This is a genomic window from Atopococcus tabaci DSM 17538, from assembly GCF_000429585.1.
Taxonomy (GTDB): domain Bacteria; phylum Bacillota; class Bacilli; order Lactobacillales; family Carnobacteriaceae_A; genus Atopococcus; species Atopococcus tabaci.
Genome location: NZ_AUCD01000053.1, coordinates 1 through 16,798 on the forward strand (window position 1 = coordinate 1; position 16,798 = coordinate 16,798).

Sequence of the window (16,798 nt, forward strand, 5' to 3'; positions counted from 1 at the left end):
AAACCTGATTGAGAAATGACAGTGAAGGAGCTCTGTTTTTGTTTCGGACTCGTGGTCCTCGAGAGCTTGTTCGAGCTTCCTTTCACCCTTACTATACTTCTATAAAAGAAAAATAGTAGGCAGAAACCCCCGTCGAGGTTTCTACCTACTAATCTTAGTATGTTTTTCTTTTGGAAATAAATCTCTATTTAAGGATAAACGCAATCGGAACATTTGCTTCATATAACCATCTTCGTTATGATTTAAATTGTAAGGACGATTGCAGACTATTAGAAGCAAAATGAGGAGGATGTTTCATGACAAAAATTGGAATTATCATGGGAAGTATCCGCGATGGACGTGTAAACGAAGACGTGGCCAAATGGGTCAAAAATTTAGCGGACAAGTTCGGCGGTGCAGAATATGAATTAGTCGATTTGAAAGACTATGAGTTGCCATTGTTCGCAGAACCGGCTTCTCCTGCTTATACCGATGACTTAGTTGCGAAAGAGCAACAACGCCCATGGTCAGAAAAAATGCAAAGCTTTGACGGTTACATCTTCGTGACGCCGGAATACAACCATGGAATGCCGTCTGTATTGAAGAATGCATTGGATTATGTCTACACAGAATTGAACGACAAAGCTGCAGGGATTGTCAGCTACGGATCTGCAGGCGGAGTACGTTCAGCTGAACAATTACGAATTGTGTTATCCGAATTTCAAGTCGCACATGTCCGGACTCAACCGGCGTTGTCTTTGTTTTATGACTGGAACGAGGAAGGGTTCAATCCGAGTGATGCGCAAGTTAAAGCTGTGAACACCATGTTGAGTCAATTGGCGGCTTGGACAGAAGGCATGCAATTTGTCCGAGAGAAAAAAGCTCAAAACCAATAAGAAATACAGAGTAATCGTTTGAGACAGCTGAGAATTTTCCGGCTGTCTCATTTTCTTGTCTAAAAGTGGATGAAAATGAAACGATAACTATTGTTATGTTAGCGCTTTCGTGTTATATTATAAGCGTAGAGAGGGAGATGCAAAGCTGTCGGAAGAATGCATATCGCTCTTTACGACAGAACCATCTTCATGGTTCAGCAAAAGGCAACTGCAGCAGTTGTCTAAGCGCGTGCTCTCCGTAAGGCGTTAAGTCAAACAGTTTTTGGTGAAAACCTGACACGGATCTGAATAGAATGGTAACAGTGTTAACGGAAACTGATGTTTGAGCCTGTCACGTGTGATTGGAAAAAGGTTAAAAAGAGAACCAGCCAAAGCGGAGAGCGCGTAATAAGTAGTATGATTCCCGGTTTGTTAAAAACAAATTTAGGAAACACCGAATATAAACGCTGATTCTGTATCCAAGATGTGGGAATCATACTATAGTTTATGAAAGGGGAGGGGCTCAGCTCCTCCCTTTATTTTTGTGTTCCTTATGAATTCATGGTATAATTTTCTCGAATTAAGAATTTCTCAAACTTATTCATTTGGGAGACGAGAGGAGTGGCGACGTGAATCGGACAGATTTATCACTGAATGCACTGCGTATCATGTTGCGGGCATCTCAAAGCGTTGAAGGTGCGTTAAAAAAAGATATGAATCGATATGGTTTGAATTCAACTGAATTTACAGTGATGGAGCTGTTGTACAACAAAGGCAAACAGCCGATTCAAATGCTGGGTAAAAAAATATTGTTGGCCAGCAGCAGCATCACTTATGTGGTAGACAAGTTGGAAAGCAAAGGATACATTGAACGGATTCCGGATACAAAAGACAGGCGTGTGACGTATGTGGAATTGACTGAATCAGGAAGAAATAAAATGGAAGAAATCTTTCCTAACCACGCGCAAGTAATCAAACATATGTTTGACGTCTTGGAAGAAGATGAAATCCGGCAGTTGAACGACACTTTGAAGAAATTGGGTTACCATGTGGAAGACAGGGAAGTCCCTGAATAACCCCTCCATTGGGGCCAATTGGCTCCGTTTCTCTTACAGGTCAATAAATCATCGCTCGAAAAATCCGTTTCATTGTGATATAATGAATATTAATAAGCGGGCAGGGAAGCACAGAAAGTATGAGAGATGAGGGATATGGATGGAAAAAGAAGTCACTAAGGAAGTCCAATCGCTAGTGGAAACAGAACTCCGGAAGGGTGCCAGCAATTCTCGCATTGCAAACCTTTTAGGAATGCCTTATGAAGAAGCTGTAAAATTGATCGAAGAAATCAAAGAATCTTTCCGCCCCGACGTCGGAGACGAGATTACTTTTTCTTTCAGAGGAGAGAAGATGTCCGGCACAATTGAAAAACTGCTCACAAACAGTGCGGTGGTTCAAGTCAATTGGGATGAATCCTCGAAGAAAATGTTTGATCTGGTTGAAGAAAAAACAATTGTTAACTTCAAAGATATAGAAGAATTTATTTAAATATTTATTGCACCCACTCAATGAAAAGTGGGTGTTTTTTTGTTTTTAAACGGGAGTATACGCCGGATATACTTTGATAATCAAATTTTATTTTTCTTTTCACGACAACAATGAAAGCGCCTTCTGCGAAAAAAGTTCATGAATTTGGTTGACAGGGGATATACAATCGGTTAACATTTTGGTTGTCAAATATTTTGATAATCAAAGTATTTTTTTATTATGGGAAAGGGAGGAGCTGATGTGGATACGTTTGTAGATGAAGTCAATCAGTACTTGGTGACGATTTTTAATGAAGTGCTGATGATTGAAGAAGAGGCTTTAAGAGGAAGCCGATTCAAAGACATCTCCATAAAAGAGATGCACACCATCGAAGCAATCGGTATGTACCGTAAACACACAACCACTCAAGTAGCGAAAAAACTCGGCATCACCGCAGGCACACTGACCACCGCCATCAACAACTTAGAGAAAAAAGGGTACGTTGAGCGGGTACGCAGTGAAGAAGACCGACGCGTCGTAAAACTTGGATTGACTCAAAAGGGTCGGCTGTTGTACCGATTGCATGACAAATTCCACCGCGATATGGTGAAATACACTGTGAAAGAAATGAGCGAGGAAGAAGTGAAGGTACTGATGAAAGGTTTGCGTAACTTACACGACTTCCTTGATAAAACCAAAAACAGCAATAATTAAGGATGAATACTATGGGTGCCAAAATCATTGCTGCGGGTAAATACGTTCCCGATCAGTCGATTTCAAACGACCAACTAGCGGAATGGATGGATACATCGGATGAATGGATTCGATCCCGTACTGGAATTGAATACCGAAACATCAGTACGGACGAGAACACTTCAGACTTGTGTATCCAAGCGGCACTCTCGATTTTGAACAAAGCGGCAGTTGCTCCGGAAAAACTCGGATTCATCATCGTAGCAACCATGACGCCGGATTACCATTCGCCTTCTGTCGCTGCGCTTGTGCAGCACGGTGTTGGAGCGGGCCCGGTGATGGCCTTTGATATCAGCGCAGCTTGTTCTGGGTTCGTTTATGCGTTGTCGGTCGGTGAAAAACTGATGGACAGCGGACAATACGAATATGGACTGGTGTTAGGCGGCGAGACGATGTCGAAAGCAGTGGATTGGGAAGATCGTTCAACAGCCGTTTTGTTTGGGGACGGAGCTGGAGGTGTCCTGCTGCAGAAAACCGACACGTCATTATCTTTGGCGGAAGATTTACATGCAGACGGCGGGCAATCCGATGCGCTGACCAGTGGATTTACTCAAGTGGATAATCCACTGAAGCCAGCAGACGGTTCCGATCCGGCCAACCAGGCATTGACGATGGACGGCCGCGGCATTTTTAACTTTGTATCTCGTACAGTGCCCAACAGCCTTCGAGCGACTGTGGAAGGTGCGGGAATGCAGTTGGAAGAAGTGGATCACTATCTCTTGCATCAAGCAAATCAACGTTTGCTGAAGGTGGTAGCGAAGAAACTGTCTCTTCCAATAAGTAAATTTGCCACAAACATTCGTTATTATGGCAACACATCCGCTGCTAGCATCCCAATATTGTTAGCAGATATGTTGGAAGCAAAAGAACTTGAACTTGGGAGCGGAAAAAAAATTGTGATTTCTGGATTCGGTGGCGGCCTCACATGGGGTTCCATGCTGATCCAATTATAAAAAATATACTTAACAATCTGGAGGAATTATAAATGACTACATTCGAACAAATTCAAGAAATCATCGTGGACCAATTGGACAAAGAGCAAGAAGAAGTACAACGCGACACTAACTTCCGTGAAGAACTAGAAGCAGACAGCTTGGACTTGTTCCAAATCATCAACGACATTGAAGACGAATTCGACATCAAAATTGAATCTGAAGAAGGTTTGAACACTGTCGGAGACATTGTTGACCTTGTAGAAAAACAATTGGCTGAAAAATAAGTCAAAAGAAAGGAGAAAGACCCTATGCAGAACTCGCTGATTGAAAAAATCGGGATCAAATACCCTATCATACAAGGAGCGATGTCTTGGGTCGCGACTCCAAGTTTAGCCAGTGCCGTTTCCAATGCAGGTGGCTTGGGAATGATCGGCTCTGGTCACGAACCGGGAGAAGTAGTCCGTAATTTGATTCGCGAAACGAAGAAACACACGGACAAGCCTTTTGGTGTCAATGTACTGCTTTTGTCTGATTATGTCGATGAAGTAGTGGACGTCATCATTGAGGAAAACGTAAAAGTAGTAACCACCGGCGCAGGCAGTCCCGGAAGGTACATGTCTCGTTTCAAAGAAGCAGGAATTGTGGTGATTCCGGTCGTAGCCTCCGTTGCTTTGGCGCGACGAATGGAAAAAGAAGGAGCCGATGCAGTTATCTGTGAAGGCATGGAAGCTGGCGGCCATATCGGAAAAACCACCACGCTAAACCTTGTTCCACAAGTGGCGGATGCGGTGTCCATTCCGGTCATTGCAGCCGGAGGAATTGCAGACGGTCGCGGAATGGCAGCAGTCATGATGCTTGGAGCTTCTGCGGTCCAGTTAGGAACACGCTTCGTTGTGGCTACTGAAAGTATCGCGCATCCAAACTTTAAAAAAGCGATCATCAAAGCATCGGATATCGACACTGTCGTGACTGGACAAATCACAGGACACCCAGTCCGTGTATTGAGAAACAAACTCACCCGAGAATACTTAAAAGTCGAAAAACAAATCACCAGCGATCCGAAGCCGGATTTCGGAAGATTGGAAGAGCTTGGGAAAGGTGCATTGCGACGGGCGGTCATTGAAGGAGACAAAGATCGAGGTTCCTTCATGTCCGGGCAGTGTGCCGGTCTGGTGAAAGAAGAACAGAGTGCTGAAGAAATCATTCAGGACTTAATGACCGGATACAAAGCGGTCATATTGAAACAAAGAGAACTTTTGGCTCTAAATTAAGGAAGTTCTTTACGAAGAGGCCGAAAAACTGAAGAAGTTCAATCTTCCAAAGTTTTTCGGTTTTTTTATTTATAAGGAGGACCGGCTATGTCTATTGCGTTTTTATTCAGCGGCCAAGGAGCCCAATATGCAGGTATGGGGAAAGAACTTTACCAGGCATACAGTGAAGTAAAAGAAGCGATCGATGAAGCCGGGGAGATTCTTGGTCTTGACATGGCAGCTTTATGTTTTGATGAAGACGAGCGGTTGCATTGGACACCTTATACTCAACCGGCGATTTTAGCTTTCAGTTATGGGCTGGATCAATTGTTGAAAAACAAAGGGATTGCCCCAAACATGGCAGCCGGTCTTAGTCTAGGGGAATACAGTGCATTGGTTTCAGCAGGAGTTCTTTCTTACGAAGACGCCGTAATGTTGGTTCATCAACGAGGGACTTTTATGGAAGAAGCCGTTCCTGAAGGAAAAGGAGCTATGGCTGCCGTCATGGGGGCTGATAACGCACTGATTGAATCCATCTGTAATCAAGTATCGAAACAACATTACGTTCAGCCGGCAAACTACAACATGCCGGGACAAGTTTCCATTGCAGGCGAAGCGGAAGGCGTGGAAGAAGCTTCCCGAATGTTGGAAGAGCAAGGCGCCAAAAGAGTTGTGCCATTGAAAGTCAGCGGCCCTTTCCATACGCAGCTTCTGAAACCAGCAGCTGATAAGTTGGAAGCGGAATTGAAGAAGTATGAGTTTAAACCGTATACAATTCCTGTTTATGGGAATACAACCGCAACGGCTTTTAAGAGTACAGAGGACATTCAACGGCTCTTAGTGCAGCAAGTGATGTCACCTGTCCGTTTTGACGACATGATCCGCAACATGATTCAAGATGAGGCGACAACTTTTGTGGAACTGGGTCCTGGAAAAACATTGAGCCGATTTGTGAAGAAAATCGATCTTTCCGCCAACGTGATGAACGTTGAAAACGAAAAAACATTGACGAAAACATTGGAATCGTTGACTAAATAAAAGGAAAAGGTGACCTATGGAGACAGAAAAGCGTACGGTGATCGTGACGGGCAGTTCACGTGGAATTGGAAAAGCCATCGCAAAAGCTTTCGCTCAAATGGGCGCAAATGTCGTGTTGAACGGACGGAAAGAAATTAGTCCGGAAGTAATTGAAGAGATAGAACAAGCTGGAGCCGCTGTGCACACCATCATTGGGGACATCAGCGACTTTGACTTTGCGAAAAAGCTGATTGACGAAACCAAAGAGGTGTTTGGAAGTGTGGATGTGCTGGTCAACAATGCCGGCATCACTCAAGACACACTGCTTGTGCGGATGTCTCCGGAAGACTTTGATCGGACACTTTCCATCAACTTGACGGGAACATTCAACACAATCCGTCATGCGGCTAAAGTGATGTTGAAGCAAAAAAGCGGCACGATCATCAACTTGTCGAGTGTAGTGGGATTGACCGGAAACATCGGACAGGCGAACTATTCTGCCAGCAAAGCCGGGATTTTGGGATTAACCAAATCAGCGGCCAGAGAGTTGGCATCTCGCGGAATCACCGTCAATGCGGTGGCTCCGGGATTTGTAGCGTCTGACATGACGAAAGTATTAAATGAACGGGTGCGTGAAGGCATCTTGTCCCAGATTCCGTTAAAGCGGTTAGCTGAACCGGAAGAAATTGCAGAAACAGTGTTGTTTTTAAGCAACCAATCGTATATCACCGGACAAGTCATCAATGTAGATGGCGGAATGGTGATGAACGGCTGAGTGAGGAGGAAAAATATGAATCGCGTAGTGATAACGGGGATTGGAGCAATCACCCCTCTAGGAAACAGTGCTGCAGAATTTTGGGATGGCCTTAAATCAGGTAAAAATGGGATTGCCCCATTGACGAAATTTGACGGCTCATCCATCAATGTTCATGTAGCAGGAGAAGTCAGAGACTTTAAAGCAGCGGATCATATGGATCGCAAACAAGCAAAAAGAATGGATTTATTTTCGCAGTACGGTGTATCAGCTTCATTGCAAGCGTTGGAAGACAGCGGATTGAATGTAGATGAGATTGATGCAACTCGTTTCGGTGTCATGGTTGGAACCGGCATCGGCGGGTTGGGCACCATGCAAAAACAAATCATCAAAATGGACGACAAAGGAATGGACCGCGTGGAGCCGTTCTTCGTGCCAAAAGCGATTGCCAATATGGTGGCAGGGAACGTTTCCATCGCAACCGGCGCCCAAGGACCGAATATGTCTGTCGTGACGGCTTGTGCTTCAGGAAACAACGCCATCGGAGAAGCATACCGTAGTATCAAACACGGTTACGCGGACTGGATGGTTGCAGGCGGAGCAGAGGCAAGTGTCAACGAAATCGGCATTTCCGGTTTTGCGGCATTGAATGCTCTTTCCACCAGCGAAGACCCTGATCGTGCATCCATTCCATTTGACAAAGACCGCCATGGATTTGTCATGGGCGAAGGAGCCGGCATTTTGATGTTGGAATCTTTGGAAAGTGCCGTGGAGCGGAATGCAACGATTTATGCAGAAGTAGTCGGATACGGCGCTACTGCAGACAGCTACCACATGACTGCGCCATCGCCGGATGGTGACGGAGCGGCCCGTGCGATGCGGTTGGCTTTGACAGAGGCAGGAATCCAACCAGAAGACGTTGGCTACATCAACGCCCATGGAACAAGTACTCAAGCTAATGACTCTTCTGAAACAGCGGCAATCAAGCTGGCGTTGGGAGAAGAAGCGGCGAAAAACGCGGCTGTATCAAGTACGAAAAGTATGACCGGACATTTGTTGGGAGCAGCAGGCGCCATCGAAGCGATTGCCTGTGCGAAGGCAGTGGAAGAAGGCATTCTGCCGCCGACTATCGGATTGCAGGAAGCAGATGAAGCGTGCGACTTGAACTACGTACCGAATGAAGCCCAACAGAAAGACATCAAATATGCCTTGAATAACTCCTTAGGATTCGGCGGACACAACGCAGTAACCTGTTTCAAGAAATGGGAGGGAGCATAAGATGGATTTTGCTCAACTCAAAGAATTGCTTCAGTTGGTGAATAACTCAGAATTGCGCGAATTTGAACTCGACACCAATCAACTAGCGGTACGAATGAGTAAGAACAACTCTGCAGTTGTCTCAAAAGTGACAACAGAGAATCACGCGGAGGCACCGACAGCTGTTGCGACAGAGCCAGTTCCTTTCGGTGAACCTGTAAAAGCAGCAAAACCTGTTCCGTCCATCGAACCAGTTGAAGTGGAAGAGCCTGGACACGTAGTGGAATCGCCGATTGTCGGTACCGTGTACCTTTCCCCTTCTCCTGATCAACCTGTATTCAAACAAGTGGGAGATACCGTTAAAAAAGGGGAACCGTTGTGCATCATAGAAGCGATGAAAGTAATGAATGAAATTAAGAGCAATACAGATGGTATCGTACAAGAAGTATTGGTGGAAGACGGGCAGCCGATAGAATACGGACAACCGTTATTCCGCATTAAAGAGGAGGGCCAATAAAATGACCGTAATGAACGTAAACGATGTACAAGAATTGATTCCAAACCGTTACCCAATTTATTTCATTGACAAAGTGGAAGAATTGATCCCTGGAGAACACGTGACAGCCATCAAAAACGTCACCATCAATGAAGAGTTCTTCCAAGGACACTTCCCTGGCGAACCAGTCATGCCCGGCGTATTGATTGTGGAATCTTTGGCTCAGGCCGGTTCCATTCCATTGTTGAAATTGGACAAATTCCAAGGACAAACAGCTTACTTGGGCGGATTGAACAATGTGAAATTTCGTAAAAAAGTAGTTCCTGGCGACCAGTTGGTATTGAAAGTGGATATCGTCAAATTGAAAGAATACGCCGGCATCGGAAAAGGCGTTGCTTACGTGGATGGGAAAAAAGTCTGCGAAGTAGAAATGACATTCATTATAGGAAGGTAATTTCATGTTCAATAAAATATTGGTGGCGAATCGTGGAGAAATCGCCGTACGGATTATTCGCGCTTGCCGCGAAATGGGAATTCGAACTGTAGCTGTTTATTCACAAGCCGACCAAGACGCCCTCCACATGCAATTGGCCGATGAAGCAATCTGCATCGGACCGGCCAAAGCGGGTGAGTCGTATTTGAATATGCAAAACATCCTCAGTGCCGCTATCCTAACGCAGGCGCAAGCCATTCATCCAGGTTTTGGTTTCCTTTCTGAAAACAGTCGTTTCGCAGAAATGTGCCAAGAGCTGAACATCGCTTTTATTGGACCGGATGGGACGACCATTGATCAAATGGGGAACAAAGCACATGCGCGGGAATTGATGATTCAAGCCGGCGTACCGGTTGTTCCTGGAAGTGATGGGTTTTTGGAATCAGAAGACGAAGTATTGGAAACAGCTGCCCGACTAGGATATCCGTTGATGTTGAAAGCAGCAGCAGGCGGCGGCGGAAAAGGCATGCGCGTGGTGCGGGAAGAAAGCGAACTGCTTCCTGCCTTTCACAGTGCAAAAAACGAAGCGCAGGCTGCGTTTGGAGACGGCCGCATGTACGCGGAAAGAATCATCTCTCCGGCAAAACATATTGAAGTCCAAGTCTTGGCAGATCATCATGGCAATGTGATCCATCTAGGCGAACGGGACTGTTCGATGCAGCGCAAACACCAGAAATTGCTGGAGGAAGCGCCATCGACGGTACTGACTGAAGAGCAACGCGCAGAATTCGGCGAAACAGCCGTCCGCGCCGCTCGTTCGGTGGGATACAAAAATGCCGGAACCATCGAGTTCTTGATGGATAGAGAAGGTCAGTTCTACTTCATGGAGATGAACACACGGATCCAGGTGGAACACCCGATTACGGAAATGGTAACAGGGGTCGATCTTATCAAAGAACAAATTCGTGTGGCAGCCGGTTTACCGTTATCGGTAAAACAAGACGACATTGTCATTCAAGGACATTCTCTTGAGTGTCGCATCAATGCTGAAAATCCGTTGTTTAATTTTGCGCCGTCTCCAGGTAAGGTTTCGTATCTGTTGCTGCCGGCTGGAGGGAACGGCCTGCGTGTGGACAGTGCATTGTACGCTGGAGGAGAGATTCCTCCTTATTACGATGCGATGGTTGCGAAAATCATCACTCACGGACGCAACAGAGATGAAGCTGTTGCTAAGATGAAACGTGCGCTGACAGAATTGGTTATAGAAGGCATCACCACGAATCAGGACTTCCATATAGATTTGTTGGAAAACGAGCGCTTTTTATCCGGCGACTACGACACATCATTTTTGGAAAGCGGCTATATCGAGGAATGGCTGGAAAAAACACAGGCTGTCCAACTGACTGAGGAGGAATAAGATGAGGCTGTTCAAAAAAAGAGCTTATATTCCTATTCAACAAGCGGGCGAAAAAGCTGAAGGAACGGTTCCGTCAGTACCAGATGGGATGTTTCAAAAATGTCCCAACTGTCAAAGAGCGGTTTATTCCAAAGATTTGGGCGAAGAAAAAATTTGCCCGAACTGCTCCTATGCTTTCCGCATAAGTGCTCAAGAACGGCTGCGGATCATCATGGATGACGGGTCGTTTGAAGAATGGGACGAAGACGTTGTCTCAGTAGACCCATTGGAATTTCCGGGATACGATAAAAAAATTGTTCAAGCACAAATCAAATCCGGCTTGCGGGAAGCGGTTTTGACAGGCAAAGGAACCATCGAGGGACAGGCAGTGGCGTTCGGCATCATGGATTCGCATTTTATTATGGGGAGCATGGGGCATGCTGTAGGAGAAAAAATCGCCCGCCTGTTCGAACGCTCGACCGAGGAACGCCTTCCTGTTATTTTGTTCACTGCTTCCGGCGGCGCACGGATGCAAGAAGGCATCATTTCTCTTATGCAGATGGCAAAAACAAGCGCGGCTATTGCAAACCATTCAAAGGAAGGGCTGCTGTACATAACTGTATTGACAGACCCCACCACCGGGGGAGTGACCGCCAGTTTTGCGATGCAAGGGGATATCATCCTTTCAGAACCAAACGCATTGGTTGGATTTGCCGGAAGACGTGTCATCGAGCAGACAATCAAAGAATCGCTTCCGGAAAATTTCCAGCGGGCAGAAATGGTATTAGAGAATGGCTTTATCGACAAAATTGTCCCAAGAAACGAATTACGTGGAATGTTAAGCAAATTGATAGCTCTGCACGTTTAGCAAATGAAGCAGGCAGCAGAGCTTGAGGAAGAGGTGATCCAAGATGGAAGCAATGGAAGTCGTATCGATAGCCCGTCAGACCGACCGGGTGACCACATATGAATTGATTGACGCCATCTTCGATGATTTTGTTGAATTTCATGGGGATCGCCATTATAAAGACGACAAAGCTTTGGTTGGCGGAATCGCCCGGTTAGGCAACATGCCGGTCACTGTAATAGGAAACCAAAAAGGGCACGACTTGGAAGAAAACATCACGCGAAATTTCGGTTCCCCCCATCCGGAAGGGTACCGAAAGTCTCTGCGTCTGATGAAGCAGGCTGAGAAATTCGGACGTCCAATTGTGACGTTCGTGAATACTTCAGGTGCTTACTGTGGAGTGGAAGCTGAAAACAGAGGACAAGGCGAGGCTATCGCTCGAAACCTGTTGGAAATGAGTCAGCTGGAAGTTCCAGTTTTGTCCATAATCATTGGAGAAGGCGGAAGCGGAGGCGCTTTGGCGTTGGCTGCCGCCGACGAAGTGTGGATGATGGAGTTCGCGGTTTATTCCATTTTGTCTCCTGAAGGGTTTTCTTCCATATTGTGGAAAGATGCTTCGCGAGCGAAAGAAGCAGCGGAAATGATGAAAGTCACAGCATACGATTTAAGAGAATTGGGCGTCATTGAACGCATCGTTCCAGAACGAAATGAACATGGCTGGATTCCGCAAGAAGACATTTTATGCAATATGCGAACAGAGATTGAAACCAAGCTCAACGAATTAATGAATTTGCCCAAAGAAGAGCTCATTCAATCAAGATATGACCGTTTCAGAAAATTTTAAACAGTAAAAAGACCGGGATGTTTCCGGCCTTTTTTCGTTGGAGTTTCAAGTTGGTTTTCCTGCTTTTTCTTTTGTGATACACTATGTGACAAAGAGAATTTGGAGAGTGTGCACATGGGAGATAAAATCGAATTTCCGAAAAACTATGAGCGTTTTTTGTTGAAAGGCACCGAATTGATGAACAATGGAAATGTGCACGAAGCAGTGACGTATTTTGAAAAAGCTTATGATTGTAAAAAAGAGAAGGTCAGCAACACGTTGTTTGTGACGGCGTTATATGAAACCGGCCAGTACCAAGAAGCGGTGGATGTGGCAGAAGAAATGATTGCTGCTTATGAAGGCAATGAGTACCGCTATATCTTTTATGTCACACTGTTGATCAAAGCAAAAAGAATTCTTCAAGCAGAAGCAATCATCAAAAAACAGCTGGAAGTCCATGGTTCTTTCCGTGATCAGTGGCTGAAGCTGGCGCAAACACTGGATGCAGAAAAAGAAAAAATGAACCAGGAAGTGAAAGCGTACGAGCAGACCTTGCTGAAGAAGATGTATGCAGTCGGTGATTTAAGTTTGGAGGAACAGCTTCTTTTAATGGAAGAAGTCAAAAAACTTCCTGACCGTTTGCAGGAAAACGGCTGTAGAGCGGTCTTGCAAAACCCGTTTGCCACAGAGATTACGAAAACCGCTGCTTTGCATTACTTGAAAGAACTGGGGTTGACAGAAGAAGTGGAGTTTTTGTGGTTCAACGAGCGCCGTTCTATCCGTCCGGTCGACTTATACGACTGGGAGGAGCATCCTGTGACAATAGGAGTACAAGCTCGATTGAAAAATGCGACGGAAAAGAATCCGAGCTTGTCGGCACTGATTCTCCAAGAAGCACAGCTGCACTTGATGCAACTGTACCCTTATTTAGGAGAAGTGATCACTGATCCGGGAAAATGGAGCGACCTTTACCTGACCCAATATGGTGAAAAGGCGATGCCCGAAACACAGACAACGGAAGAAGAAACTATGCTGGGATGGTTCCGAAAATTGTCTCAGCAGGTTCATTGACCATGTGCCCGGCATGTAGGTGGAAACTCACTCTTTTCCAGTTGTCAGAAGAGGTTTCACGGACATTTTTTGTTTACAATTTAATATGAGTAGTGTAAACTAAAAAAGTATGCAATTTAAAGTACAAAAGTAAAAATGAGTACCCGGAGGTAGTTTTGATGTCAGTGAAATGGGAAAAAACAGAATCAACTAAAGGTATCTTGCGTTTTACCATTGACCAAGATACGGTGAAAAAAGGATTGGACAAAACATTTAAAGAAGTCCAAAAAACATTGAGTGTTCCAGGTTTCCGTAAGGGCCGTGTTCCTCGTCAAATGTTTAACACTATGTACGGAGAAGAAGCTTTGTACGAAGATACATTGAACAACTTGCTTCCAGAAGCTTATTCTAAAGCTGTTGAAGAAGCAGGAATTGAACCGGTTGACCAACCGCAAATCGATGTGAAAAGCATGGAAAGCGGAAAAGACTGGGAAATCGAAGCAACTGTTACGGTTAAACCAGAAGTAGAATTGGGTCAATACAAAGACTTGGAAGTCACAAAACAAGACCGTAAAGTTTCCGAAGACGCAGTAGAACAAAACTTGGAAAACAAACGCCAACAGCACGCTGAGCTTGTCTTGAAAGAAGATGCAGCTGAAGAAGGCGACACTGTAGTCATCGACTTCGAAGGTTTCAAAGGCGATGAAGCATTTGAAGGCGGAAAAGGCGAAAACTACTCTCTTGAATTGGGATCCAACTCTTTCATCCCAGGATTTGAAGAGCAATTGGTCGGCGTAAAAGCTGGTGACGAAAAAGACGTAAACGTCACTTTCCCAGAAGAGTACCACGCTGAAGACTTGGCTGGACAAGAAGCAGTCTTCAAAGTGAAAGTACATGAAGTTAAAACTAAAGAAATGCCTGAATTGGACGATGAATTTGCAAAAGACGTGGACGATGAAGTAGAAACAATCGACGAATTGCGTGAAAAAATCCGTACACAATTGCAAGAAGGCAGAGAAAACGCAGCAAACGAAACAGTAGAAGATGAAGCGATCCGCAAAGCGGTTGAGAACGCAAAAATTGACGAGATTCCATACGTAATGACTCACGACGAAGTGCACCGTCAAATGGATATCTTCTTGAACAACTTGAGCAATCAAGGCATTTCTCCAGAAATGTACTACCAAATCACTGGTACAACTGAACAAGACTTGCACCGTCAAATGGAAGTGGACGCAGAATTCCGCGTACGCACCAACTTGGTATTGGAAGCTATTGTTGAAGCAGAAGAGTTGGGTGCAACTGAAGAAGAAATGGAAGAAGAAATCAAAAACTTGGCTAAAGAGTACGGCATGGAAGAAGACAACGTCCGTTCCGTCTTGACGGATGACATGTTGAAACATGACATCGCAATGAAAAAAGCCATCGACTTGATCACAAGCACTGCTAAAGAAACATTGGAACCAACTGAAGAAACAGAAGAATCTGAAGTTTCTGAAGACCAAGAGTAATCATCGAGTCAACAGTGTTGAAAGAAGAGCTTCAATTAGTTGAAGTTCTTCTTTTTTCCTATATAGTAAAAGTGACGGGAAGCTCCAAGCCTGTAGGAAATAAAGATGGAAAACATCAGGCATGTATGTTAAAGTAATTAGAGTTTGAGCGGCATAAATGCTTGTGTCTGCAGAGACAAAAAACTGACTTTAGAAATAGAGGTGAACCTGCAAGTGTTTAACGATGATAACAGCAACGGATCAATCTCTTGTTCCTTTTGCGGCAAATCTCAGGATCAAGTGAAGAAGATTGTTGCAGGTCCAGGTGTATATATCTGTAACGAGTGTATCGATTTATGTAAAGAAATCATTGATGAAGAAATCAATCAGGAACAATTCATCCCTGAATCAACTGAAATTCCTAAACCACAAGAAATCCGAGACATTTTAAATCAATATGTCATCGGACAAGAGCAGGCGAAAAAATCCTTGTCGGTCGCGGTATACAACCATTACAAACGAGTGAACTCTCTTCAAACGCAAGAAGACGAAGATGTGGAATTGCAGAAGAGTAACATCTGCTTGATCGGACCGACTGGTTCAGGTAAGACGTATCTTGCTCAAACCCTCGCTCGAATCTTGAACGTTCCATTCGCGATTGCGGACGCTACAAGTCTGACGGAAGCTGGATACGTCGGAGAAGACGTGGAGAACATCCTCTTGAAATTGCTTCAAGCAGCTGACTACGATGTGGATTTGGCTCAAAAAGGCATTATCTATGTGGATGAGATCGATAAAATCGCCCGTAAGAGCGAAAACGTCTCAATCACACGTGATGTCAGCGGAGAAGGGGTTCAGCAGGCTTTGCTGAAAATCCTTGAAGGAACAACCGCCAGCGTGCCGCCTCAAGGTGGACGAAAACATCCACATCAAGAATTGATCCAAATTGACACAACCAACATTTTGTTCATCGTCGGTGGGGCATTTGACGGCATTGAAAACATCGTCAAGAACCGTCTCGGCGAAAAAGTAATCGGATTTGGTACCGGCAAACAAAACAAATTGGATGAAGAAAAGAGTTTGTCCCAACAAATCATCCCTGAAGACTTGTTGCAGTTCGGGTTGATTCCTGAATTCATCGGCCGTTTGCCAATTTTGGCTGCGCTCGAGAAGTTGACAGAAGAAGACTTGATGGAAATCTTGTCCAAACCGAAAAACTCATTGGTGAAACAATACAAGAAATTATTGGAAATTGATGAAGTTGAGCTGGAATTCGAAGAAGACGCGTTGAGAGAAATTGCTAAAAAAGCAATTGAACGGAATACTGGAGCACGCGGGCTACGTTCCATTATTGAGAGCATCATGCTGGAAATTATGTACGAAGTTCCGAGCCGTCCAGATATCAAACGGGTCGTCATCACGAAAGACACTGTTTCTGGCGACGGAGAAGCGACATTCTATGATGTAGAAGGTCAAAAAGTCGTTTAATCAAACGACTGTCATATTGGAAAGAAGGTCCAACGTGAAGTTGGACCTTCTTTCGCTTTGTCAAAAACCCTTATCAGGACAAAACAATATGGTTTGACATGGTTTTGTAACAAAAAGAACGCTCTGTTGTAATATTATTTGATTTGTCAAATTAAGCGAGACAAAATATCATTGTCTACATGATCTAAGAAACACTCAAGTGGTGTTCGATAATTTAATGACTTTCTTGGAATGTTGTTTCTTCTAGAAGAAACGCTTGAAATGTACTCTTGTGTAACTGAATTGAAATCCATTTCTTTTGGTAGACCGGTTTTTCGTAGTAACCCATTTGAATTTTCATTTAGAGCTCTTTGAGAGGGCGTGCCTGGGTCTGCAAAATAAATGTCGATATCCTGTTGATTGCTGATGTTTTTCCAGTTTGAAAATTCTTT

General features: G+C 44.6%; 19 protein-coding genes. 18 read left to right on the forward strand and 1 reads right to left on the reverse strand.

The genetic code is table 11. The features are described 5' to 3' along the window. Positions 1 to 296: 296 nt before the first annotated feature. The 18 genes from G470_RS0108275 (at position 297) to clpX (ending at position 16,367) form a co-directional block, all read left to right on the forward strand. Complete coding sequence (locus tag G470_RS0108275) at positions 297 to 875, forward strand: NADPH-dependent FMN reductase (protein ID WP_028274423.1); 579 nt, start codon at positions 297 to 299, stop codon at positions 873 to 875. A 647-nt stretch (positions 876 to 1,522) separates the two neighbouring features. Further along, positions 1,523 to 1,930, forward strand: a complete 408-nt coding sequence (locus tag G470_RS0108280) for a MarR family winged helix-turn-helix transcriptional regulator (protein ID WP_205617911.1) — start codon at positions 1,523 to 1,525, stop codon at positions 1,928 to 1,930. Positions 1,931 to 2,069: 139 nt separating this feature from the next. Further along, a complete protein-coding gene (locus tag G470_RS0108285) occupies positions 2,070 to 2,399 on the forward strand; it encodes a DUF2187 family protein (RefSeq protein WP_028274425.1) in 330 nt (109 codons plus the stop codon). Between the two features lie 240 nt (positions 2,400 to 2,639). Next, positions 2,640 to 3,092: a fatty acid biosynthesis transcriptional regulator FabT gene (gene fabT, locus G470_RS0108290; protein WP_028274426.1), complete on the forward strand. Its 453-nt coding sequence runs from the start codon at positions 2,640 to 2,642 to the stop codon at positions 3,090 to 3,092. 11 nt (positions 3,093 to 3,103) lie between these two features. Continuing rightward, positions 3,104 to 4,084: a beta-ketoacyl-ACP synthase III gene (locus G470_RS0108295; protein ID WP_084172148.1), complete on the forward strand. Its 981-nt coding sequence runs from the start codon at positions 3,104 to 3,106 to the stop codon at positions 4,082 to 4,084. A 32-nt stretch (positions 4,085 to 4,116) separates the two neighbouring features. Continuing rightward, positions 4,117 to 4,350, forward strand: a complete 234-nt coding sequence (locus G470_RS0108300) for an acyl carrier protein (protein ID WP_028274428.1) — start codon at positions 4,117 to 4,119, stop codon at positions 4,348 to 4,350. A gap of 24 nt (positions 4,351 to 4,374) precedes the next feature. After that, positions 4,375 to 5,337, forward strand: a complete 963-nt coding sequence (gene fabK / locus G470_RS0108305; RefSeq protein WP_028274429.1) for an enoyl-[acyl-carrier-protein] reductase FabK — start codon at positions 4,375 to 4,377, stop codon at positions 5,335 to 5,337. Positions 5,338 to 5,424: 87 nt separating this feature from the next. After that, positions 5,425 to 6,354 carry an ACP S-malonyltransferase gene (fabD, locus tag G470_RS0108310; RefSeq protein ID WP_028274430.1) on the forward strand — a complete coding sequence of 310 codons (930 nt, stop codon included), beginning with the start codon at positions 5,425 to 5,427 and terminating at the stop codon, positions 6,352 to 6,354. Positions 6,355 to 6,370: 16 nt separating this feature from the next. Continuing rightward, the gene (gene fabG, locus G470_RS0108315) at positions 6,371 to 7,108 is read left to right on the forward strand and encodes a 3-oxoacyl-[acyl-carrier-protein] reductase (RefSeq protein WP_028274431.1); all 738 of its coding nucleotides are present in this window, start codon (positions 6,371 to 6,373) and stop codon (positions 7,106 to 7,108) included. A gap of 15 nt (positions 7,109 to 7,123) precedes the next feature. After that, positions 7,124 to 8,365, forward strand: a complete 1,242-nt coding sequence (fabF, locus tag G470_RS0108320; protein WP_028274432.1) for a beta-ketoacyl-ACP synthase II — start codon at positions 7,124 to 7,126, stop codon at positions 8,363 to 8,365. Position 8,366: 1 nt separating this feature from the next. Beyond that, on the forward strand, positions 8,367 to 8,861 hold the full coding sequence (gene accB, locus G470_RS0108325) for an acetyl-CoA carboxylase biotin carboxyl carrier protein (RefSeq protein ID WP_028274433.1): 495 nt from the start codon (positions 8,367 to 8,369) through the stop codon (positions 8,859 to 8,861). A gap of 1 nt (position 8,862) precedes the next feature. Next, complete coding sequence (fabZ, locus tag G470_RS0108330) at positions 8,863 to 9,294, forward strand: 3-hydroxyacyl-ACP dehydratase FabZ (RefSeq protein ID WP_035445382.1); 432 nt, start codon at positions 8,863 to 8,865, stop codon at positions 9,292 to 9,294. A 4-nt stretch (positions 9,295 to 9,298) separates the two neighbouring features. Beyond that, positions 9,299 to 10,690 carry an acetyl-CoA carboxylase biotin carboxylase subunit gene (locus G470_RS0108335; RefSeq protein WP_028274435.1) on the forward strand — a complete coding sequence of 464 codons (1,392 nt, stop codon included), beginning with the start codon at positions 9,299 to 9,301 and terminating at the stop codon, positions 10,688 to 10,690. Position 10,691: 1 nt separating this feature from the next. Then, a complete protein-coding gene (gene accD, locus G470_RS0108340; protein WP_028274436.1) occupies positions 10,692 to 11,537 on the forward strand; it encodes an acetyl-CoA carboxylase, carboxyltransferase subunit beta in 846 nt (281 codons plus the stop codon). Between the two features lie 43 nt (positions 11,538 to 11,580). Continuing rightward, positions 11,581 to 12,360: an acetyl-CoA carboxylase carboxyltransferase subunit alpha gene (locus G470_RS0108345; protein ID WP_028274437.1), complete on the forward strand. Its 780-nt coding sequence runs from the start codon at positions 11,581 to 11,583 to the stop codon at positions 12,358 to 12,360. Positions 12,361 to 12,474: 114 nt separating this feature from the next. Next, positions 12,475 to 13,410: a tetratricopeptide repeat protein gene (locus G470_RS0108350; RefSeq protein WP_028274438.1), complete on the forward strand. Its 936-nt coding sequence runs from the start codon at positions 12,475 to 12,477 to the stop codon at positions 13,408 to 13,410. Positions 13,411 to 13,568: 158 nt separating this feature from the next. Continuing rightward, positions 13,569 to 14,900 (forward strand): trigger factor, encoded by a 1,332-nt coding sequence (tig, locus tag G470_RS0108355; RefSeq protein ID WP_028274439.1) that lies wholly within the window; start codon positions 13,569 to 13,571, stop codon positions 14,898 to 14,900. Positions 14,901 to 15,113: 213 nt separating this feature from the next. Then, entirely contained in the window at positions 15,114 to 16,367 is a 1,254-nt protein-coding gene (gene clpX / locus G470_RS0108360) for an ATP-dependent Clp protease ATP-binding subunit ClpX (RefSeq protein ID WP_028274440.1), read from the forward strand. A 146-nt stretch (positions 16,368 to 16,513) separates the two neighbouring features. On the opposite strand, the gene G470_RS14130 is transcribed toward clpX, so the two are convergent. Beyond that, a partial coding sequence (locus tag G470_RS14130) for an IS30 family transposase (RefSeq protein WP_156908022.1) occupies positions 16,514 to 16,798 on the reverse strand: 285 nt, incomplete at its 5' end.